This window comes from Vibrio sp. 10N.222.55.C6 (assembly GCF_041473395.1).
Classification (GTDB): Bacteria; Pseudomonadota; Gammaproteobacteria; order Enterobacterales; family Vibrionaceae; genus Vibrio; species Vibrio crassostreae_C.
Map to the genome: position 1 here is coordinate 188,913 of NZ_JBFRSD010000002.1, position 22,032 is coordinate 210,944.

A 22,032-nucleotide genomic window follows, 5' to 3' on the forward strand; every position below is an offset into this window, starting at 1 on the left:
ATAATGAATAGTGGGATTCTAACCAATATTGATACAGCAATAGACTTGGATTATTACGCTAAGTTTATTGCTGGAAAAACAGCACTGGTCGCTCAAGGTGGCGGACAGAGAAGTATTTTTACTTCTGGAGTGCTGGATGCCTTTCTTCTCTCAAATTTTGACCCCTTCGACGAATTTTTTGGTACCTCAGCAGGTGCTCTCAACTTATGTGCTTATCTGTGCCGTGATAAAGGCCTTGGACGTTCTTTTGTTCTCGACCTCACAACCTCACCAGAGTTCTTCAATCTCTTTTCCTATATACGACACAGAAAGAACCTAGGATTAGAATGGGCGCTAGAACAAATCATGGCTTACCCATATAAGCTCGATCTGGATTTAGGGCGACAAACGTTAGGCGATCGCCACTTCTATGCGGCTGTAACGGATTCCAAAGACTTACGAGACCACTACTTCCCATTATTGGGCGAAGATTGGTACAAGGTGATGATTGCGACCTGTGCTATTCCTCGCTTGTACAATGACGAAGTCTTTATTGGTGACAGTGCTTATGTGGACGGTGGTGTATCGGCGTGTATCCCAGTTCAGGAAGCGTGGCGAAGACAAGCTCGTTCTATTGTGGTGATTCGTACTGAGCCAGTGGTGGAGGAAGGTAATACCCATTTGGTTGAAGCACCAGTTAAGGGATCTTCAGTCAAAGCGCCTAAACCTATATCTGCAGAAGAACTGGAGTGGTTCCGCGAATCTTTCGACAGTGTTCAAGGCCATTGGCAACAGAAAGTGGAACAGTGGAAAACCGACTGGACCTCTTTCTTCCAACAACAAATTATGCGCTCAAAAGAGCAGAAGCGTGACCGTGGGCATTTAGACCTGCTGAACGGTGGTCGCTGGCTATTTGGTGCAGATGATATTTATCGCTTAAGTCATTTAATCGGAGATAAGTTTGATTCAGGGTTGGCTGACATGCTGATGGTGCATTATCAGACCTACTCATTGACTCAGGATTTTTTGAATTCGCCACCAGACGACGCGTTTGTGGTTCAGATAGCACCTAGTCAAACGCTTAAATCGAGCTCATTAATGAGTCATAAAGATGATTTACTGCATGATTACGAATTGGGTTTAGAAGCCGGTTACCGATTTGTGGAGACCTATACCTCAACGGAAAACGCTCGCAACTCGCATATGCCACAGTTAGCCACCATTGCTGCGGGTAACTAATTCCCGAAGTTGATGAGCTAGCATGCTGTGAGCTCGTTATGCTGTTTAAGCAGATTTTAGTGAGTCGTGTTCTGAAATGAAAAAGGGTTATTGAACTTGGTTCGATAACCCTTTTAAGTTTTTGAGATTAGGCGAATCGTTTCGCCTTAAGGTCAAATATTAGGTGACAGGCAAGATTCTCATACAGTTGGTTGACCCTGCTACATCCATAATGTCGCCTTGAGTGACGATCACTAGGTCGCCAAACTTAAGGTATCCTTCTTCTTTCAGGCAATCTAACGTTGATAGTGCAATATCAAAGCTGTCTTTGGCTTCTGTCTCGAAGTAGATAGGTGTTACACCTCGGTACAAGGTACAGCGATTAAGCGTTCCTTCGTTACGAGACAGCGCGTAAATAGGCATGTCAGCACTTAGGCGAGACATCATCAGTGCAGTGCGGCCCGACTCGGTTAGAGTGACAACGCCTTTAATGCCTTCCATATGGTTTGCAGAGTAGATGGTCGCCATCGAAACGGTTTCTTCGGCAGTAACAAAGGTGCGGTCAATACGGTAATTGGATTGGTTATTAATGCCTGCCATTTTTTCCGCACCAATACAGACTTCAGCCATCGATTTTACGGTCTCGACTGGGTAGTCACCAGCTGCAGTTTCACCAGACAGCATCACAGCATCGGTGCCATCGAGTACGGCGTTGGCAACATCCATAACTTCGGCACGGGTTGGCATTGGCGCAGAAATCATTGATTCCATCATCTGAGTTGCGGTGATGACAGTTCGGTTAAGCGCTCTGGCACGGCGTATAAGCTGTTTTTGTACTCCGACTAACTCAGGGTCGCCAATTTCCACTCCGAGGTCACCACGAGCCACCATGACCACATCTGAGGCCATTATGATGTCATCCATGTTCTCAACTGTAGCTACTGTCTCTGCTCGCTCCACTTTTGCGACGAGGTGAGCTTCTAAGCCGGCTTCTCGTGCAAGCTGACGAGCATAGTGCATGTCTTCACCATTACGAGGGAAAGACACCGCTAGGTAATCCACTTTGATTTGTGCGGCGGTGACGATGTCGCGCTTGTCTTTTTCTGTTAGCGCTTCTGCGGAAAGGCCACCCCCTTTTTTGTTGATGCCTTTGTTATTTGAGAGTGGGCCGCCAATGATGACTTCGGTATGAACGCGACAGCCTTCCACTTTGGTTACTTTGAGTTGAACACGACCATCGTCAAGCAACAGTATATCGCCGGCGGATACGTCGTTAGGCAGTTCTTTGTAATCAAGGCCAACGGCTTTTTGATTGCCTTCACCTAAACCTAGGCTGCTGTCAAGAGTAAATAGGTCACCTACGGCAAGTTGAATTTTGCCATCTTTGAATGTCGACACACGAATCTTGGGGCCTTGTAAGTCACCGAGAATAGCGATTTGAGTGCCAAGTTTTTTTGCAATTGCTCTGACGTTTTCTGCGCGTTGTATATGGTCGTCGCTGGTGCCGTGAGAGAAGTTCATACGGACGACATTGGCACCGGCTTTGATGATCTCTTCAAGCACGTTACCTTTATCAGTAGAAGGGCCTAGCGTTGTGACGATTTTCGTTTTTCTTAATTCGGCTGTCATGAATACTCCTAGAGTGAGGCCAAGTAATCTTTTAAAAGACTGAATTAAGTATATGCATTAATTGATTATTTATTGGGAGCTAGGAGGATATTTCTTGATTTGCCTTTAATTATTGAATTCAGGGCTCAAACGCGATGTTTTATTCTGAAAATTAAGTCGCAAATTATCGATGTGGGTGTTAATTTTCCTCGAACTATTTGACTCGATACACAAAGATTTATGTATATACGTGATACTGGTCACGGCGATATACCAAGTGACTTCACAATTACTTCGCAAAGTAAAAAAATTACCTCGTTGATGATTTCTGGAGCGTAAAATGTACATGGCTCAACCGGGCCATATTGATCATATCAAACAGGTCAATGCTGGTCGTGTATATAAACTAATTGACCTTAAAGGTCCTATTTCTCGTATCGATCTGTCCAAGCAAAGTGAGTTGGCTCCGGCGAGTATTACTAAAATTACCCGTGAACTCATTGAAGCTCACCTTATTCACGAAACGACGGTTCAAGAAGCCACGACTCGTGGGCGTCCTGCTGTCGGTCTGCAAACCAATAACGAAGGTTGGCAATTTTTGTCGATGCGTCTTGGTCGCGGATACTTGACGATCGCGCTCCATGAATTGGGCGGCGACGTGCTTATCGATACCAAGATTGATATCCATGAACGTGATCAAGACGATGTGCTTGCGCGTCTTCTCCATGAAATCGATGAGTTCTTCCAAACCTATGCCGAGCAACTCGACAGGGTGACGAGTATCGCTATCACACTGCCAGGTCTGGTGAATTCAGAGCAAGGTATTGTGTTGCAGATGCCGCACTATAACGTTGAAAACTTAGCGTTGGGGCCGGAGATCTACAAAGAAACCGGTTTGCCAGTTTTTATTGCCAATGATACCCGAGCGTGGGCATTAGCAGAAAAGCTGTTTGGTAACTCACAAGACAACGACAACTCTGTTCTTATCTCGATTCACCACGGTTTAGGTGCCGGGATCATTCTTGATGGTCGCGTTCTGCAAGGACGTCACGGTAACATCGGTGAGTTGGGGCATATCCAGATCGATAAAGAAGGCAAGCTTTGCCACTGTGGTAATCGAGGCTGTTTAGAAACGGTGGCGAGTTCTCAGGCAATCCGTGAGCAAGTCAAAGAGCGATTGGTAAATGGTGAAGAATCAACGCTAACGGTGTTTGAAGACGTCACTATTGAACAGATCTGTGCTGCCGCTGCTAATGGGGATCCGCTGGCTGTCGAAGTGATTGAACAGTTAGGCCGTTATCTAGGTTCTGCGATTGCGATTGTGATTAACCTGTTCAACCCAGAGAAAATCTTGGTGGGTGGTGTTATCAATCAGGCGAAGAGCGTGTTATACCCGGCGATTCAAAAGTGTATCGAAGAGCAGAGTCTATCGGTTTACCATAAAGACTTAGAGCTGGTGGAATCTCGTTTTTATAAGCAGGCAACCATGCCAGGTGCTGCGCTCATCAAGCAGGCCTTATACGATGGCCAACTGTTAATGAAAGTTATTGAAGGTTAACCCCTTTTTCTCGTCTTGTAGCCTTACCTTGAACCTTTCCATGTACTTAAGCTTTGTATAACATCATTTGTTGTACTTAGTTTAAGCATTCTGTGCATTGGCGCTTTGCTTTAACCTATTGAAGTAGGCTATTGTAGCCACAGTTATTATTTGTCACTAAGGTGTTGTATGTCTGGCGTTTTAAATTCGGTTGATCAGAGAACCAAACTGGTCGGTGAAAACCGTCTGGAACTCTTGTTATTCAGCTTAAATAGTCGTCAACTATTTGCGATTAACGTATTTAAAGTGAAAGAAGTCCTCAAAGTGCCAGTACTCACTCGCTTACCGGGCTCTCATCATCATATTACGGGTGTTGCGTCTTTACGTGGTGAATCGGTGCCTGTTATCGATTTACGCAGTGCCATTGGCTTTCCGCCATCTCGTGCGGAGTCTCAAGAGAGCAACCTGATTATTACGGAATACAACCGAACCGTACAAGGTTTCTTGGTTGGGCAAGTTCGTAATATCGTGAACACGACATGGACAGAAATCCAGCCGCCGCCAAAGACAACAGGCCGTGCAAACTACCTAACCGCTATTACGCATATTCAAGAAGAAGAGCAGCACAAGATCGTCGAGATCATCGATGTTGAGAAAGTGTTGGCTGAGATCATTGATTACGATGTCTCGATCTCTGAAGGCGTTTTAGATGAACAATTAGCTCAGGAGATGATAGGACGTAACGTGCTTATCGTTGATGACTCTTCAACAGCGCGTAACCAAATTAAAGGCACCTTGTCGCAGTTGGGTTTGAACATTATTGAGTGTTGTGATGGCTTAGAAGCACTGACCTTACTTAAGGGCTGGTGTGATGAAGGCAAAGACATCAATCAAGAAATATTGTTGATGATCACCGATGCTGAAATGCCTGAAATGGACGGTTATAAACTGACACATGAAGTACGTACTGACCTAAGAATGCATGACCTATTCATAACGCTAAACACTTCATTAAGTGGAAGTTTTAATGAAGCTATGGTTGAGAAAGTAGGGTGTAACCGCTTTATTTCTAAGTTCCAGCCAGACCTCTTGGTTGAAGTGACTCAAGAGCGAATGCGTCAGATTTTATAATTAACGCTGCTGTACGGTTTGTTTTGAGTGACCTGATAGAAAACGTTTGCTAATATTCACGCAGCATATTTTTCTTAACGAAATATGCTCAACTGCTAGCGTAACTTTTCACACACAATTTAAGGTAGTTCCTCTTAATGATATGGTTAACGTCTAAAGTCGTTATGACTTTGAGCTTATTACTGTATAGGGAATTTAAGAAAAGACGTACGGAAGCTGAAGTTGAGTCATAACTCAACAATTGGAATTGAAGGGAAGCGGATGCTTCCCTTTTTCGTTGCTCTTTCTTTCGTTTCTTTAGCCAAGGACCGATTGAGGACAATTGCTACTTCGCTAATGAAAATCCCGAGATTTGGTTTTCAAACCAACAATTTCATCGGTAATATCGATAAGTTTCCCCGCGATAACATGCACAACTTCTCCTTCTTTTTCTAATATCCCTTGTACTTTTAACGCCTTGGCTGTGAGATAAGCTTGTTGTTGAGCGCGCGCGGTTGCTCCCCATACCACGACATTAATATTGCCAGTGCTATCTTCTAGCGTGACAAAGGTGACACCTGTCGCGGTTCCGGGAGATTGTTTGCCTGTGACTAATCCGACAACGGTGACCATAGATTTGTGTCTTTGTTGTATTAAATCTTTCATGTGTGTGAATCGACCTAATCGTCCTGCTTCTTCGAGCAAAGTGATGGGGTGCTTGTTCAATGAAATTCCGACACTGGTGAAGTCTTCGAGTAGATCTTGCATCTCATTGGGCTTGTGCAGTACATGTTCGTCATGTCCTGCCTCAGCATCGTCATAGGCTTGGCTAAACAGAGGTAAATCCGACGCCGAGTCCATGATCGCCCAGCGAGTCTGGAAGCGGTCTCCAGAAACGTTATGTAGCGCATTGGCCGATGCCAGTAGCTCGATATCTTTCTTATTCATCGATAACTGTTTCACCTGACTAGGGTGGCGATAACCGGATGGTGGACGATTGGCGAGCACGCTTTGAATTCCATGCTCGCTGAATCCTTTGATTTGTCGCAGCCCTAAGCGAATCGCTAGACCATTCTGATGAGGGGCAACCGTGTGGTCGTTTTGAGAAGCGTTCACACATATCGGAAGTATCACCACATTGTGTCGTTGTGCGTCTTGTACCAATTGTGAGGGGCTATAAAAGCCCATGGGTTGGCTATTCAACAGAGAAGCGTAGAAACATTCAGGGTAGTAGCACTTCAACCAAGCGGAGCAATACGCTAACACCGCAAACGAAGCCGAGTGGCTTTCAGGAAAACCGTACTCGCCAAAGCCGCATATCTGTTTAAAGATCTGCTCAGCAAACTCTGTCTCATAGTCGCGCTTTTGCATTCCCTCGATAAGTTTGTTTTTAAACTTAAAGACGTTGCCATTTTTCTTCCAAGCGGCCATTGCCCGTCTGAGTTGATCTGCTTCTCCGCCTGTGAACCCTGCAGCCACCATAGCGAGTTTAATCACTTGCTCTTGGAAGATAGGTACACCTAAGGTGCGTGACAGTACCGACTCCACATCTTTAGATGGATAACTGATTGGCTCAATGCCATCTCGACGCTTGAGAAATGGATGCACCATATCGCCCTGAATAGGACCTGGACGTACGATAGCGATTTGAATCACCAAGTCGTAATAAGTTTTCGGTTTAAGCCTTGGCAGCATGCTCATTTGCGCGCGAGACTCAATTTGGAATATCCCGACCGTGTCTGCTCGCTGAATCATGCCGTAAACCTGAGGATCGTCCTTAAGGCGAGTGAGCTCAGCAATGGTCAGTGATCGCCCGTGAATACGTTTGATCAGGTCGAAACATTTACGAATCGCAGAGAGCATACCCAACGCGAGCACATCAACTTTCAGCAGCCCCAAGGTTTCTAGATCGTCCTTATCCCATTGGATAATGGTTCGATCGTGCATTGCGGCATTCTCGACGGGAACCAGTTCATACAAAGGCCCTGAAGATATGACAAAGCCACCAACGTGTTGAGATAGGTGACGTGGAAAGCCGATGATCTCATTCACCAAGTGGATAAACTGTTGCCCCTTCAAAGAATCAGGTTGTAGACCCAATTGAGTGAGCTGAGCCTGCCAACCTAGGCTTTTGTCCCTGCGATTGGTGTTCTTGATGAAGTAGTCGAGCTGAGTTTCTTGTAGCCCTAATGCTTTCCCCACATCTCTCACCGCACTTTTGAAGCGATAAGAGATGACAGTTGCAGCAAGTGCAGCCCGTTCTCTACCGTATTTTTTATAGATGTATTGGATGACTTCTTCACGACGTTCGTGTTCAAAATCGACATCAATATCAGGCGGCTCATCGCGCTCTTTACTGATGAAACGCTCAAACAGCACCGAGATCTGTCTTGGGTCGACAGAGGTGATTTCTAAGCAGTAACAGACCACGGAATTGGCCGCTGAACCTCGACCTTGGTAAAGAATGCCTTGGCTTTTGGCAAACATCACGATGTCATGAATGGTGAGAAAAAAGAAAGGGTAGTCAAGCTCGTCAATTAATCCCAATTCTTTATCTATGATTTGTTGGATGTCGTTAGGTACACCTTGTGGGAAGCGAGTCTGTTTTCCTTTTTCGACCAACATGCGCAGATAACTCATGGGTGTCTCCCCTTGAGGAATCAGCTCACTGGGATATTCGTATCGCAAGCTATTTAAATCAAATTCACACAGCTCAGCGATACGGTTGCTCTCTTCTAGCCATTCCGCTTTGAAGATATGAGAGAGCTTATTGATACTCCGTAAACAGCGCTCGGCATTAGCGAGTAAGTGACTGCCCACTTCGGTAATGGGCTTTTGGTACTTTATCGCAGTGAGTGAGTGCTGCAAGGGTAAGCGATTCGCATTGTGCATCAACACACCACCACAAGCTGTAATCGGCAGTTGGTGATGTTGTGACAGCTCAACGCAGTAATCTGTGTACTGCTGGTCGGTTTGCTTTAGGTGTCTTTGTAAGCCAATCCACAACCGACCTGAATGATGCTGGGAGAGCCATTGCCCCCAGTGTGCGTCTTCATTTTTCTGTTGAGGAAGCCAAAGAATAAAGCAGTGCTTAGCCGACATGATATCCCACTCAGAGAGCTGATAATGTCCCTTGCTGCTACGACGTCTCGCGTTGGTAATAATACGGCACAGCTCGGCGTAGGCTTGTCTGTTTGGGCATATCAAGACCACTTGGCACTCTTCATTTAGCCAAAACATGCTCCCGACAATTTGCTTGAGCGACAGTTTATGTTGCTTGATCGCAGAGTGAACCTTAACGATGCCCGCGACTGAGCACTCATCAGTAACCGCGAGTGCTTTGTAACGCAAGAAATCGGCCTGTAAAACAAGCTCCTCTGCGTGTGAGGCTCCCTCAAGGAAGGAGTAATTACTTTGACAGAAGAGCTCTGAATATTGCTGAGACATAACGTAATCTCACTTAATCATTGCGAGTGAACATGATTGAAAAGGGATGTTGAAATTGAGTAAATGGTGCGGGCTGGCGATTCAACTCTTTGTTGGTTAGCTAAATAAGCCGTGCAAAAACCACTGCTTATCTGGCGTTCTAAAGACCCATAACCACCGACCGTTTTCACTGTGAGCAATGAAGTAGTCACGAATAATTTTTTCGCCATCCCACCACCCAGAAACGATACGCTCAGGGCCTTGAGATAAGGTGACGCTTTCGGTTAAGGCTTCGGGCTCTGGCAGTAAAATACTGGGCCTGAGCCGCTGTTGAACGACGCTGAGAGCTATGGTTTGTTGCTCGCTCTCTGGGGGTGTTTGCCTTTTTGTCACAGACTTACTCAGTGTTGGGAGCGAATACTGATTGGCCTTTTCTGGCCTTGGGTCGTGCTGTATTTTTGGTGTTTGAATACAGGCTTGTCCAAGCTTTGCTTGCAGTAGTGAGAGCAAATCTAACGCGGCAAGTGTTCCGGTATTACCATCAAAAAGATCATGGTAGGCCATTTGGGGTTCTCCATGACGAACCAAGCTGAGGGTCAGTCCTTGAACCGGTGCGGTGAGCTTGAGTGACTCTAAGGTGAGATGAGTAAGGTTCGCCCATTTTTCAGCAAGGTAATCACCTTGTGCCGAATAAAAAGAGACAGGGTGATCGTCTTTATCTCTTAGGTGTAAAGTCAGAGTTAACTCGAAAGCCACTCGATCGCGTAGCTTCAAAAAACATTCGAGTTGATTCAGTAATTTCAGCAACGGCTTTTCGATAAATAGGATGTTTTCAATATCAAACAATAGCTCCAAATATTGCTGGAAATTCTCTGGTGGATGATAGAAATCAATCGGGTGCTTGAACTGGCCGTTAAGGCGACCGACATAATTCACCAAGTCGATATCAAAGCGGCGTGCGACCTCTTGCAAAGGCAGCTTTAATAAGTCTTCAACGGTATTGATACCGACACGGTTCAGGCGTTCCACTTGCTTGGTCGGTAGCTCACTGGAAATTAATGCTTGTTGATTGACCCAAGTTTTCATCTGCTCAATATTGTTTGTTGCTTGGTTGATCGCTTGCTTACCCAAAAGGATCGCAGAAAGCGGCGAATAACCCGTAGCGAAGCTGAACTGGATATTGAGCGTTTCTAAGTGGCTTTTGAGCTCATGCCAGTAGTTATCTAGCCCGTCGTAAAGTGACAGCATGTTAGAGGCTTTAATCAACAAACCATTAGGTGGCAATAACGCCATGTCGGAAGTGACCAGATACGCCCATTGAGCGATCTCTTTAAGCTTACTTTTCTCCAGTTCAATACTGTAAGGGTGGACGTGTAAGTTGTGGCACAAAGCTGCTGCAGACCCTAAGCCCATACCAAGCGAAATTCCCGATTGCAGCGCAGCTGGGTTTGCTTGCAGTACATGGTGATCTTTTTCATCCACGATGATAATAGGTTGTTCGCGTGAGTCTTCGCTCGAACCCAATTCATTAGAGTTAAACAAGGTATCCAACTGCAGAGATGGAAAGTGCAGATAAAGCCACAACATACGTTAGCCTTGCTTCGCAATAGGAAAAGCCAGCACAGTGTTACCAGACAAAGCGCGGTCTGAATTGTCTTCATAAACGACTTTCTCTGTGAGTAACGGCCAGTAGTGTGTCATGTCTAGAATAAAGCTGCCATACGACCAGCTGCCTTTTCTCTTAGTCACTTCAACCTTTAATCCCTGCGCGTGAGAAGAGAGTTTCATGCTTAAGGAAACGGGCAGGGATAATTGATTATGGCTGGTGGCTTTAAAGTGAAACTGCAGGCACTTACCGGTTTCACTGGCTGCTTGTAGGCGCTTTGTTTGGTGTATTTCTAGATCAGCTCCCCATAGCAATACAGAGTGACAAGCGCCGCTTTTGAGGCACTGCTCAGCTGCCCACAACGCATCGAGATCGCGTTGAGGCTGGATAACGAGAATGTTTTCTAATTCAATGCCTTGGCTGTTAAAAAACTCAGCACAGATCTTCCCTGGCGGGTTAATGAATATGGCCAGTTTTTGCGAGTTTTGTTGAGATAAATAGGGCGTCAGTAGGCGAAGCTCGCCGATCCCTTGTTGTGATTCAACTTCAATAACGCCGTGCGTCGGGAAGCCGCCATCAAGCTGTTTATCCAGTTGAGGATAGCCTGTTGAAGTGGTGCTTCCTTGCGTTGTTGATTGTAACCCTTTCCAGATTAGCTGGCGGTCTTGTAAGTTTTTTATTAGTTCATGCATAATTAAATACCTGTATATTTATACAGTATATTTAACAATGAAAAAGATGCAAAGAGAAATGATGAAAATTAGCGGCAGTAATAGTTGATTGATTTAGATACAAAAAAAGCCGCTATGGAAGCGACTTTTTACTATTGGTCAATGATATCAGTCACTTAGGTTGAGCATCGATACATTGGCCATTAATGTCTGTCACACTTGGGTTCATTAAGTGTAGGTACAGTGGGATGATGTCGAGTGGCGTTTTCAGCTTGTTCGCATCTTCACCTGGGTACGCTTTTGCACGCATACGTGTTTGAGTACCGCCTGGGTTGATCGCATTAACACGGATGTTTGTGTCTTCAAGCTCATCCGCTAAGATCTGCATCATCCCTTCGGTAGCAAACTTAGAAATCGCGTAAGTGCCCCAGAATGCACGGCCAGAGTGACCAACGGTAGAAGAGGTGAATACGATACGACCTGCTTCTGCTTTTTTAAGTGCAGGTAGCAGAGCTTGAGTCATCAAGAACTCAGACTTCACATTGATCTGCATAACATCATCAAAGGTTTCTTCATCAATCTGCTCAAACGGGCTCAGAGTGCCAAGAACGCCAGCATTATGAAGTAGGCCGTCTAAACGACCGAACTGTGATTGAATGGTTTCAGCCATATCAACGTAGTTCTGCTTTGTCGCACCTTTTAAATCCAATGGGATAATTGCAGGCTGCGGGTAACCAGCGCTTTCGATTTCATCGTAAATGAATTCTAGGTTTTTAACATTGCGGCCTAACAGAATGACAGTTGCGCCATGTTGAGCGAAGCTTAGTGCAGCTTGGCGACCAATGCCAGCACCGGCACCTGTAACCAAAATTACTTTATCTTTGAGGGCATCTGTAGAGATTGGGTAATCCACTGTGCTTATCCTTCTTTCTTTTATTATGTTCGTCATTCCATTGATGTTTAATCACACAGATAACCGCAGGAATGATGAGAAATTCTTGGTAATCGTGACAAGATGGTTACAATACACTAATTCATACAATAGGGGATATGACATTGGAATTTTTGTTGGACTACGGCTTGTTTTTAGCCAAGATTGCGACCGTTGTAATCGCCATCATTGCAATTTTAGTCATTGCTAAATCTGTGGGTGGAAAATCAAGCGCGATTAAAGGTGAGCTGGAAATCACGAACCTATCTGAACACCATAAACAGACGATTGAACAATTAGAGCACCATCTACACGATGATGCTTTCATCAAAGCCCGTGATAAAGCAGAAAAGAAAGCGGAAAAAGAGAAAGTAAAATCACGCGGTAAAGAAGTGAAGAAAGCAGCGAAAGAGGGTGAGCTTGATAGCAAGCGTGAACCACATCTATTCGTTCTTGATTTTAACGGCAGCATTGATGCGAAAGAAGTGGCTTCATTACGTGAAGAGGTAACGGCGGTTCTGGCTGTGGCTCGTGAAGGTGATGAAGTATTGCTGAAACTTGAATCTGGCGGTGGCATGGTTCATGGCTATGGTCTGGCGTCTTCTCAACTTGATCGTATCAAAGCGGCTGGCCTGCCTTTGATTATCTCGGTAGACAAAGTAGCAGCAAGCGGTGGTTACATGATGGCATGTATCGCAGACAAAATCGTATCAGCACCTTTTGCTATTGTTGGCTCTATTGGTGTTATCGCTCAACTGCCAAACTTCAACAAACTACTTAAAAAGCACGATATTGAGTTCGAGCAGCTAACGGCGGGTGAGTACAAACGCACGCTTACTATGTTTGGTGAGAACAGCGATAAAGCACGTGAGAAGTTTAAAGAAGAGCTAGAAGAAACACATGGCCTATTCAAAGACTTCATCCGTGACCATCGTCCTGCGTTAGATCTTGAAAAAGTAGCAACGGGTGAACACTGGTTTGGTACACAAGCACATGAACTTGGACTGGTGGATGAGATCAGCACTTCTGATGACTTAGTCGTAGCGGCATGTAAGGACAAAACGGTTCTAGCGATCCACTACGTACAGAAGAAAAAGCTTTCAGACAAACTAGCGGGCGTGGCAGGTAAATCTGCAGACAGCGTGTTGATGAAGCTGATTGAACGCGGTCAAAAGCCGATTGTTTAAGCTTATTGAGTTCTAGTTCTAGGCTTGGTGCCTTACGTTCATTTACAGACGTTTGAGCCTTAAAAAGAAAGCGCATAAGTCATCAGACTTATGCGTTTTTTTATTGCTCCACTTCCGAGCGGGTGACCACTATGTTGTAGGGGGAGCGGAGTTTTATACCAAACACTGACTTACTGTGATTGATATTAAATCTTGGCTCCATAATCATTACGTTTTGGACAAGTAGTCAGAATCTCTCTATGACCCGTATCTTTGAGCTCTTCCAAAATCACATCAAAGCCCCACAAGCGATAGAGATGCTTCATCACTTCGTCGTAGCCTTTATCAAGCGGGATGCGGTCGTGAGGCACATATTGCAGTGTCATTGAGCGGTCACCACGAACATCGACATTAAACACCTGAATGTTTGGTTCAAGGTTACTTAGGTTGTATTGCGCCGCAAGCTTCTCACGAATCAGGCGATAGCCCGGATCATCATGAATAGCACTCACCTCAATGGTATTTTTACGGTCGTCGTCGAGTACAGAGAACAGCTTAAAGTCTCGAATGATTTTTGGAGAAAGGTATTGGCTGATGAAACTTTCATCTTTGAAGTTGTGCATCGCAAAGTGCACCGCTTCTAACCAATCACTTCCGGCTAACTCAGGGAACCACTCTCTATCTTCATCGGTTGGCTCTTCACAGATGCGTCGGATGTCTCTAAACATCGCAAAGCCAAGCGCATAAGGGTTTATTCCGCTGAAATAAGGGCTGTTGTAGGCGGGTTGTGCGACGACACTGGTATGGCTGTGTAGGAATTCTAAGATGAACTTATCACTCACCAAGCCTTCGTCGTAAAGGTGGTTAAGAATGGTGTAATGCCAGAAGGTTGCCCAGCCTTCGTTCATCACTTGAGTTTGTTTTTGAGGGTAGAAGTATTGGCTCACTTTGCGAACGATGCGAACACACTCTCGTTGCCAAGGTTCAAGCAGTGGTGCGTTCTTCTCGATAAAGTAGAGAATGTTTTCTTGAGGCTCGCTAGGAAAGCGGATCTTGGTCTCTTCTTCCTTACTTTTATTTTGAGGAACGGTTCGCCATAGCTCATTCACTTGAGATTGCAGATAAGCTTCGCGTTCTTCTTGTCTTGCTGTCTCTTCTGCAATGGAAATCTTCTCAGGGCGTTTGTATCGGTCTACGCCGTAATTCATCAGTGCGTGACAAGAATCAAGGAGCTGCTCGACTTCAGCAACACCATATTTCTCTTCACAACCACTGATGTACTTCTTAGCAAACAACAAGTAATCGATGATGGAACTGGCATCGGTCCATGTTTGGAACAGGTAGTTGCCTTTAAAGAAAGAGTTGTGGCCATAACAAGCGTGAGCCATTACCAGCGCCTGCATTGTGACCGTGTTCTCTTCCATCAGGTAAGCGATACAAGGATCGGAGTTGATTACGATTTCGTATGCCAAGCCCATTTGGCCATGCTTGTAGTTTTGCTCGGTTTGAATGAATTTCTTACCAAAAGACCAGTGGTTGTAATTGATAGGCATACCAATGCTCGAGTAGGCATCCATCATCTGTTCTGAAGTAATCACTTCAATCTGGTTTGGGTAAGTATCTAAACGGTAATGCTGCGCAACACGTTTGATTTCTACGTGGTATTTCTCCAAGAGGTTGAACGTCCAATCTGGACCATCAGGCAGCATCTTGTCGTTTTTCTTTTTTGCAGCTTTGTTTTTCTCTGCAACGTTTGATTTCGCTGTCATGGCAAACTCCCTTACGCTGTCTCTTTCTGGAACAGTTCTCTAAACACAGGAAAAATATCATCCACCGTTTTAATGTTTTTCATGGCGAAGTTGTCAAAGCTTGCTTCTAACTTCTCATACTCGTGCCAAAGCGTTTGGTGAGAGCGGCGTGTAATTTCGATATAAGAGTAATACTGACAAGTTGGCAGAAGCGTGTTGACCAACAGCTCTTTACAACGAGGCGAGTCGTCAGCCCAGTTATCACCATCAGATGCTTGTGCCGCATAGATATTCCACTCATTAGCTGGGTAACGGTCTGCGACAATTTCTTTCATTAATTTCAGTGCGCTAGAAACGATGGTGCCGCCCGTCTCTTGTGAGTAGAAGAACTCATGTTCGTCGACTTCTTTCGCTTGAGTATGGTGACGAATAAACACCACATCGACGTTTTCGTAGGTACGATTGAGGAACAAATAAAGCAGTACGTAGAAACGTTTTGCGATGTCTTTAGTCGCTTGGTCCATTGAGCCGGACACATCCATCAAGCAGAACATGACCGCTTGGCTAGATGGAATAGGGCGCTTCTCATAGTTTTTAAAACGTAAGTCGAAGGTGTCAATGAATGGCACGTTTTCAATCTTTTTACGTAACTCGGCAATCTCTTCTTTGAGGCGACCTTCCTCAAAAGGTTGTGCCGGCTCCGTCATTTTAACTTGGTCAAGCTGTTCCATCAGTAGGTTAAGCTCGCGCTTTTTACCTGCTGTCATCGCGGTTCTACGAGCTAGAGATTGCTGTAGTGAACGAACGATAGCGATGTTGGATGGAATCCCCGCGCTTTGGTAACCAGAGCGGTGAGTTTTCCATTCGGTGATTTTGTTGACCTGATTTTTCTCTAGATTAGGTAGAGCTAAATCTTCAAAGAGAATATCAAGATACTCATCTTTTGAAATTTGGAAGGTAAATTCATCTTGGCCTTCGCCATCAGGGCTTGCGTCGCCTTGGCCTGAGCCACCACCTTGACCACCACCTTTAGGGCGTTCGATTTTATCGCCAGTGATGAACTGATCATTACCTGGGTGAACGCGCTCTCTTACGCCGCCTTGACCTTGGTGAAAGTTCGGCTCTTTGATGTCTTTATGGGGAATAGTGACGTCTTCACCTGTTTCTGTATTGGTGATTGAGCGTCGGTTAACTGCATCGGCCACAGATTCTTTGATTTGCTCTTTATGGCGTCGTAAGAAACGCTGTCTATTCACAGCACTCTTATTTTTGCCATTGAGCCTCCGATCGATAAATTGTGCCATAAGAACTCCCTCTCAGCTGATGTCGCGATCCTACTTTTTATTCGGGTATAAGAGTTATTGATTTACTAAGGTATAAAAGTTGTTGGTTTATACGAGCTGCTCAGTTGAGCAGCTCAATACCGTTTAGTTATGAGGATTTACGAACTCTTAGGTACCACTCAGATAGCAGTCTCACTTGCTTCTCGGTGTAGCCTTTTTCCATCATACGAGCAACGAAGTCGTCATGTTTTTTCTGATCATCCGTTGAGGTCTTAGCATTGAACGAAATAACAGGAAGTAGCTCTTCTGTGTTAGAGAACATTTTCTTCTCAATCACAGTGCGCAGTTTCTCGTAGCTCGTCCACACTGGGTTTTGACCGTTATTGTTGGCTTTGGCACGAAGCACAAAGTTCACAATCTCATTTCGGAAGTCTTTAGGGTTACTGATACCGGCTGTCTTCTCGATTTTCTCTAGTTCACCATTCAGAGAAGCACGGTCAAATAGTTGGCCTGTTTCTGGGTCGCGGTACTCTTGGTCTTGAATCCAGAAATCTGCGTAGGTGACATAGCGGTCGAAGATATTCTGACCGTACTCAGAGTAAGACTCTAGATAAGCGGTTTGAATTTCTTTACCGATGAACTCTACGTAGCGTGGCACTAGGTATCCTTTCAAGAACTCTAGGTACTTCTCGGCGGTCTCTTGAGGGAACTGCTCCCGTTCGATTTGCTGCTCAATAACGTAGAACAGGTGCACTGGGTTCGCGGCCACTTCGGCTTGGTCGAAGTTAAACACACGAGACAGGATCTTAAAGGCGAAACGCGTTGATAGCCCAGACATGCCTTCGTCAACGCCAGCATAATCTCGGTACTCTTGGTAGCTCTTCGCTTTTGGATCGGTGTCTTTTAGAGTCTCACCATCGTAAACACGCATCTTAGAGAATAGAGATGAGTTTTCAGGCTCTTTTAGTCTCGAAAGAATGCTGAATTGCGATAGCAGATCGAGTGTGCTTGGTGAGCAAGGCGCTTGGGATAGCTCACTGTGCTCAAGCAGTTTCTTGTAGATCTTAACTTCTTCAGACACACGCAGACAGTAAGGGACTTTTACAATGTACACACGGTCGAGGAATGCTTCGTTGTTTTTGTTGTTACGGAAGGTCTGCCACTCAGATTCGTTCGAGTGAGCGAGAATCATACCGTCAAATGGCAGTGCAGAAAGCCCTTCGGTACCGTTGAAGTTACCTTCTTGTGTTGCCGTAAGTAGAGGGTGTAATACTTTGATTGGCGCTTTGAACATCTCCACGAATTCCATCACACCTTGGTTGGCTTTACAAAGCGCACCAGAGTAGCTGTAGGCATCAGGATCATCTTGAGAGAAGTGTTCAAGTTTACGAATATCAACTTTACCAACCAGAGACGAGATATCTTGGTTGTTTTCATCACCTGGCTCCGTTTTCGCGATCGCAACTTGATCGAGAATAGAAGGGCGCAGTTTGATGACTTTGAATTTGGAAATATCACCGCCAAAATCGTGTAGACGTTTCGCTGCCCACGGAGACATAATTGAGCGAAGATAGCGTTTCTCAATGCCATATTCGTTCTTCAATAAGTCGCCGTCTTCGTTAACGTCGAATAGACAGAATGGGTGATCGTTTACTGGGCTTCGTTCACCGTCAGCAGACAATACATAGATTGGTAGTTTCTGCATCAGGGCTTTGAGTTTTTCAGCGAGAGAAGATTTACCACCGCCCACAGGGCCAAGTAGGTAAAGGATTTGTTTACGTTCTTCTAAACCTTGCGCAGCATGTTTTAAGTAAGAAACAATCTGTTCAATCGCATCTTCCATACCGTAGAAATCTTTAAATTCGCTGTAGCGTGAGATGACACGGTTCGAGAAAATACGACTCAGTTGAGGGTCTTGAGCAGTGTCAATAACCTCTGGTTCGCCAATGGCTAGTAATAAGCGCTCGGCAGCATTAGCGTAAGCACTTTTATCGTCTTTACACAGCCCTAAGAACTCCTGCAATGTCAGCTCTTCTTCCTTGGCTGCTTCATAACGTGATTGATAGTGGTCAAAGATACTCATAGTCACATTCCCCTTGTTAACCAGTCAAAACTGACGAGCGATTGAAAAATAGGCTCTCCCTACATTTTAAGGTTAGACCCGCTTCCACAATTTTGCTTAACAATTATGTATTTATTTACAATTTTGCGTGTGAAAAACGTGGCGAGCGCAATAGGCAACTTGAGGCGCGTAGAATCAAATTATTTTACATTCGAGGGGATCTGGCCGTTTGTTTTGAGATTTTAGGTCGCTTAACAATACTCACAATGGATTTATGTGCATTAGATGTATAACTGGGCTCTATTGATTTTTGGAATGGAGTACCATATAATGCGCTAAGTTATCAAAAATTGCTCAATAAATAGGTAGATGTAGTGAAGAATAATGGGTTCAAAATAGTAGCTATCTGCATGTTACGCCAAATGTTCGAGTAACTGGTGGCGTTCGTTATACCAACCTTGAAGGTGATATAGAGAATAGCCCAATACTTGAAAGTGGTATCAACATGGCCGCGAACGTTGGTGTTGCTTACGTTTTCTAGTTGCTTTGGTTTTTCTCTTTGTGTGCGAACATTAAAAAAAGGGTTACTCATGATGAGTAACCCTTTTTCTTGAAACTTTTTAAAAGTTATCGCTGATCTATTAACGAATTAAGCGCTAAAGATTTGAGATAGCTCTGTCGCACATAGGTGGTACTGACGAGGGCAGTTGCGCCATGTTGTTAGCATGCGACGGTACTTCTCTAGCATTGGCATCTGGCTATTGAAGTGGTGATCGGCTTTGTCGAATTGAGGGTAAAGACCTTCAGAATCAACAAGGAAACGCACGTAGTGTACGATCTGCGCTTCAGAAGCGATATCAAAACCTAAGAACTGCAGGCGACGTTGGTCTACTTCAGCACGCTCTTGTTCTGCAAGCATTTTGTTCGACTCTTGCATTGCATGGTACATCTCCATGATGTCGATAATTTCGCGACATTCTGCTTCAGTCAAACAACCAAACTCTTTGTTAAGTTCACGCATTTGGAGTTCGTAACCACGTTCTACAATCGTTTGTAGACGCTGGTATTTCGCGGAGTTCTCAGGATCCATTTGAGACATTAGGTAGTATTGATTTGATAGAATTAGACGCTGAGCATTGGTCATTTCCATGGGAGGAGCCTCACTAAAAACTAAATGTTGTATTCTTTTGTTGCAGTAAGAGTAACAGCATTCCTACGAGTGGAAACATGATCTCAACACGGATTTAATATGATTTTTTGAATTGATAAAAAAAAGTTGTAAAGAAAAGTGAAAGGATAGTTAGCGCTAGAAAAGAAAACGCCCCAATCGAAAATAAGGCGTTTAAAATAGAGGTTGAGCATCGTCTGCAGTATTAGTATTTTACGTTTGAATGATACTGGCTAAGAACAGCAACAATCTCATCCATTTTCTCTTTGCTTGGCGGATTTGTACCTTCAAGAGGGTAGTCAAAACCAAGTGCTTCCCACTTATGTGCACCCAGCTTATGGTATGGAAGCAGCTCTACTTTCTCGATGTTATCCATGTCTTTGATGAATTCACCTAGCAGATGAGCATCTTCAGGCGTGTCCGTGTAGCCAGGGACAATCACATAACGAATCCACGTCTTCTTACCGATTTTGTGTAGGTAGCGCGCAAAATCCAGAGTACGTCTGTTTGATACACCAATGAAATCGTGGTGAATCTCATCTCGCATGTGCTTAAGATCGAGCATCACTAGATCAGAGGCTTCTAGTACTTCGTCAACCACTTCAGTGTGCTTACGAATGTAGCCATTAGTATCAAGACAAGTGTGGATGCCTTCAGCTTGAGCTGCGCGGAAAAAATCACGAACAAACTCAGGTTGTAGCATCGCTTCACCACCAGAACAGGTGATACCACCGCCCGAAGCTTTCATGAAATGACGGTATGATTTTGCTTCGTTGATGATCTCTTCGACCGTTACTTCCTTTCCGTCATGAAGATCCCATGTATCACGGTTATGACAGTACATACAACGCATTAAGCAGCCTTGAAGAAACACAATAAAGCGGATACCAGGACCATCGACAGTACCACAAGATTCGAATGAGTGAATGCGACCAGTTGTAGACATGAGCTATTCTCGTAGAGGAATTTATACCGTTTATTTTATTACAAAATCGGTACATAAAATAGGGTCAAATGGTAACGAGACCTTTAAAAATAAAGGCAACCACCTGTGAAGATGATTGCCTTTATTAAACTTGAAAAGTAAAGGACGAAAGCCCTTACTGGTGGCTAGAAGAAAGCAAACATTGTGATACCGCCAGTGGTGTACACTGACTCTTTCGCTTCTTCGTAATCCGGTGTTTTTGCTGTTAGCGCGAAAGATGCACCAACGTATTGGTTATACCAAGCCACACCAAGCACAGCAGTAGCCTGAATGTTCTCTAAAGTCACATCGTATTGTTCTGGATTCGGCCAATTATCTTCGATTTCAGAACGATCACCTTCGATAGTCAGGTCGTTGAATCGGTAGCGACTTTCAAGGCCGGCATAGGTAAACCAACCAGCGTTTGATGCGCCGATCATGCCAGGTTTGAATGGGTTTTCTGTGGTGATGTTAGCTGCACCAAAGTTACCGCCTAAGTCCGTACCCCAACGGAACATAAAACCAGTCGAGATATCACTTCTAAAGTTACCGACGTTGATTTCAGAAACGTTAGAGATTTCGTAGTCAGTATTCGCAAGAGCTTGATTACGCATTAGGTTGAAATGGCTTAGGTAACCAACGCTTCCCGCCCACTCATCATCAACTTGGTATTCCCAACCCATCGGCTCATCTGATTTTGTGATCGAGTGAACCAGCTTTTGAGCATCTTCAGACAGTGCACGTTCGCCCGTAGTACCAAACGTGATATTAAAACGCTGGGCTTGCTGTGGGTTTAAGCTGATGTAATTGAATTCAGTGTGAAGGTAACCTGCGTATGGGCGATCATTAGGCGATGGCGTTTCTAACTCAATGTCAGAAGGCGTATACATCTTGTGGCCAATGGTGATTTCCCACTTGTCTAGAGAGCTTGCGCCCCAGTAGGAAAGACTCAATGGTTTTACCCAGTTATATGGCGTAATACTTGATGATGTGTAACCCAGAAATAAGCCGTTGGTATAGTCTTGGTCGACACCAAAAATACCATCATTATCTAAAGCAAAAGTTAACGTAGAACGCTCAGAGGCTAAAGATGAGAAAGAGAGAAGAATCAGGGGTAAACAACGCAGGTATTTCATGGAGCAGTTACTCTTAAATTATGAACCGCGATATTACCGTAATTTGACAGAATTTGTGGAAAAAAAGTGAATGGCAGGGTGCTTTTTTGCTCAACCTAACATTTCGCGGGATAGGTGAGTGTAGTGCGATTTATTTCAGATATAAAAAAGCCCCGCACATTGGCGAGGCTAATATTATTTACTGTCTATTGAGCGTGAGCTTATAGAGACTCAGTAAATGTACGTGCGATTACGTCAGCTTGTTGCTCTGCAGTTAGAGAGTTAAAGCGAACAGCGTAACCAGATACACGGATTGTTAGCTGAGGGTATTTCTCAGGGTGCTTAACTGCGTCTTCAAGAGTTTCGCGGTTAAGAACGTTAACGTTAAGGTGTTGACCACCTTCAATGCCAGCTTCGTGGTGGAAGTAACCATCCATTAG

The 22,032-nt window shown here is 44.6% G+C and carries 16 protein-coding genes and 1 pseudogene; 5 read left to right on the forward strand and 12 right to left on the reverse strand.

All coding sequences use genetic code 11. From position 1 onward, the window contains the following. Positions 1-3: 3 nt before the first annotated feature. The gene (locus AB4486_RS02590) at positions 4-1,218 is read left to right on the forward strand and encodes a patatin family protein (protein ID WP_372116405.1); all 1,215 of its coding nucleotides are present in this window, start codon (positions 4-6) and stop codon (positions 1,216-1,218) included. Between the two features lie 159 nt (positions 1,219-1,377). Here the strand turns inward: AB4486_RS02590 and pyk are convergent, their stop codons facing one another. Next, a complete protein-coding gene (gene pyk / locus AB4486_RS02595) occupies positions 1,378-2,826 on the reverse strand; it encodes a pyruvate kinase (RefSeq protein WP_372116407.1) in 1,449 nt (482 codons plus the stop codon). Positions 2,827-3,145: 319 nt separating this feature from the next. Here pyk and AB4486_RS02600 point away from each other — a divergent pair, with 319 nt between their 5' ends. Next, positions 3,146-4,363 carry an ROK family protein gene (locus AB4486_RS02600; protein ID WP_017062140.1) on the forward strand — a complete coding sequence of 406 codons (1,218 nt, stop codon included), beginning with the start codon at positions 3,146-3,148 and terminating at the stop codon, positions 4,361-4,363. A 168-nt stretch (positions 4,364-4,531) separates the two neighbouring features. Beyond that, on the forward strand, positions 4,532-5,473 hold the full coding sequence (locus tag AB4486_RS02605; protein ID WP_102398089.1) for a chemotaxis protein CheV: 942 nt from the start codon (positions 4,532-4,534) through the stop codon (positions 5,471-5,473). Positions 5,474-5,806: 333 nt separating this feature from the next. Here AB4486_RS02605 and AB4486_RS02610 read toward each other — a convergent pair whose 3' ends face one another. The 4 genes from AB4486_RS02610 to AB4486_RS02625 all read right to left on the reverse strand — a co-directional run bounded on the left by AB4486_RS02610 (position 5,807) and on the right by AB4486_RS02625 (position 12,068). After that, a complete protein-coding gene (locus AB4486_RS02610; protein ID WP_372116409.1) occupies positions 5,807-8,899 on the reverse strand; it encodes an error-prone DNA polymerase in 3,093 nt (1,030 codons plus the stop codon). Positions 8,900-8,995: 96 nt separating this feature from the next. Beyond that, positions 8,996-10,465, reverse strand: a complete 1,470-nt coding sequence (locus tag AB4486_RS02615) for a DNA polymerase Y family protein (protein WP_372116411.1) — start codon at positions 10,463-10,465, stop codon at positions 8,996-8,998. A 3-nt stretch (positions 10,466-10,468) separates the two neighbouring features. Then, positions 10,469-11,176, reverse strand: a complete 708-nt coding sequence (imuA, locus tag AB4486_RS02620; RefSeq protein WP_017063488.1) for a translesion DNA synthesis-associated protein ImuA — start codon at positions 11,174-11,176, stop codon at positions 10,469-10,471. 151 nt (positions 11,177-11,327) lie between these two features. Then, a complete protein-coding gene (locus AB4486_RS02625) occupies positions 11,328-12,068 on the reverse strand; it encodes a YciK family oxidoreductase (protein ID WP_017062135.1) in 741 nt (246 codons plus the stop codon). 137 nt (positions 12,069-12,205) lie between these two features. Here AB4486_RS02625 and sohB point away from each other — a divergent pair, with 137 nt between their 5' ends. Further along, positions 12,206-13,273, forward strand: coding sequence for a protease SohB (gene sohB, locus AB4486_RS02630; protein ID WP_032547381.1), 1,068 nt, complete (start codon positions 12,206-12,208; stop codon positions 13,271-13,273). A gap of 185 nt (positions 13,274-13,458) precedes the next feature. Here the strand turns inward: sohB and AB4486_RS02635 are convergent, their stop codons facing one another. The 3 genes from AB4486_RS02635 to AB4486_RS02645 form a co-directional block, all read right to left on the reverse strand. Beyond that, on the reverse strand, positions 13,459-15,021 hold the full coding sequence (locus tag AB4486_RS02635; RefSeq protein ID WP_017062134.1) for a SpoVR family protein: 1,563 nt from the start codon (positions 15,019-15,021) through the stop codon (positions 13,459-13,461). Between the two features lie 11 nt (positions 15,022-15,032). Then, entirely contained in the window at positions 15,033-16,304 is a 1,272-nt protein-coding gene (locus tag AB4486_RS02640; RefSeq protein WP_372116413.1) for a YeaH/YhbH family protein, read from the reverse strand. 127 nt (positions 16,305-16,431) lie between these two features. Further along, the gene (locus tag AB4486_RS02645; RefSeq protein ID WP_017062132.1) at positions 16,432-18,366 is read right to left on the reverse strand and encodes a PrkA family serine protein kinase; all 1,935 of its coding nucleotides are present in this window, start codon (positions 18,364-18,366) and stop codon (positions 16,432-16,434) included. 382 nt (positions 18,367-18,748) lie between these two features. On the opposite strand from AB4486_RS02645, the pseudogene AB4486_RS02650 reads away from it, so the two are divergent. Beyond that, positions 18,749-18,886: pseudogene (locus AB4486_RS02650) on the forward strand (MipA/OmpV family protein); the annotation flags it as partial. 108 nt (positions 18,887-18,994) lie between these two features. Here AB4486_RS02650 and AB4486_RS02655 read toward each other — a convergent pair. The 4 genes from AB4486_RS02655 to AB4486_RS02670 form a co-directional block, all read right to left on the reverse strand. After that, positions 18,995-19,495, reverse strand: coding sequence for a YfbU family protein (locus AB4486_RS02655; protein WP_017066932.1), 501 nt, complete (start codon positions 19,493-19,495; stop codon positions 18,995-18,997). A 223-nt stretch (positions 19,496-19,718) separates the two neighbouring features. After that, positions 19,719-20,459 carry a pyruvate formate lyase 1-activating protein gene (gene pflA / locus AB4486_RS02660; RefSeq protein ID WP_010437353.1) on the reverse strand — a complete coding sequence of 247 codons (741 nt, stop codon included), beginning with the start codon at positions 20,457-20,459 and terminating at the stop codon, positions 19,719-19,721. A 164-nt stretch (positions 20,460-20,623) separates the two neighbouring features. After that, positions 20,624-21,613 (reverse strand): lipid A deacylase LpxR family protein, encoded by a 990-nt coding sequence (locus tag AB4486_RS02665; protein WP_372116415.1) that lies wholly within the window; start codon positions 21,611-21,613, stop codon positions 20,624-20,626. Between the two features lie 200 nt (positions 21,614-21,813). After that, on the reverse strand, positions 21,814-22,032 hold a 219-nt coding region (locus tag AB4486_RS02670; protein WP_372116416.1), incomplete at its 5' end, for an autonomous glycyl radical cofactor GrcA.

Bases quoted from the DNA above. Each gene is read 5' to 3' on its own strand.
- AB4486_RS02590 (WP_372116405.1), top strand. From the start codon at position 4: ATGAATAGTGGGATTCTAACCAATATTGATACAGCAATAGACTTGGAT.
- pyk (WP_372116407.1), bottom strand. From the start codon at position 2,826: ATGACAGCCGAATTAAGAAAAACGAAAATCGTCACAACGCTAGGCCCT.
- AB4486_RS02600 (WP_017062140.1), top strand. From the start codon at position 3,146: ATGTACATGGCTCAACCGGGCCATATTGATCATATCAAACAGGTCAAT.
- AB4486_RS02605 (WP_102398089.1), top strand. From the start codon at position 4,532: ATGTCTGGCGTTTTAAATTCGGTTGATCAGAGAACCAAACTGGTCGGT.
- AB4486_RS02610 (WP_372116409.1), bottom strand. From the start codon at position 8,899: ATGTCTCAGCAATATTCAGAGCTCTTCTGTCAAAGTAATTACTCCTTC.
- AB4486_RS02615 (WP_372116411.1), bottom strand. From the start codon at position 10,465: ATGTTGTGGCTTTATCTGCACTTTCCATCTCTGCAGTTGGATACCTTG.
- imuA (WP_017063488.1), bottom strand. From the start codon at position 11,176: ATGCATGAACTAATAAAAAACTTACAAGACCGCCAGCTAATCTGGAAA.
- sohB (WP_032547381.1), top strand. From the start codon at position 12,206: ATGACATTGGAATTTTTGTTGGACTACGGCTTGTTTTTAGCCAAGATT.
- AB4486_RS02635 (WP_017062134.1), bottom strand. From the start codon at position 15,021: ATGACAGCGAAATCAAACGTTGCAGAGAAAAACAAAGCTGCAAAAAAG.
- AB4486_RS02640 (WP_372116413.1), bottom strand. From the start codon at position 16,304: ATGGCACAATTTATCGATCGGAGGCTCAATGGCAAAAATAAGAGTGCT.
- AB4486_RS02645 (WP_017062132.1), bottom strand. From the start codon at position 18,366: ATGAGTATCTTTGACCACTATCAATCACGTTATGAAGCAGCCAAGGAA.
- AB4486_RS02655 (WP_017066932.1), bottom strand. From the start codon at position 19,495: ATGGAAATGACCAATGCTCAGCGTCTAATTCTATCAAATCAATACTAC.
- pflA (WP_010437353.1), bottom strand. From the start codon at position 20,459: ATGTCTACAACTGGTCGCATTCACTCATTCGAATCTTGTGGTACTGTC.
- AB4486_RS02665 (WP_372116415.1), bottom strand. From the start codon at position 21,613: ATGAAATACCTGCGTTGTTTACCCCTGATTCTTCTCTCTTTCTCATCT.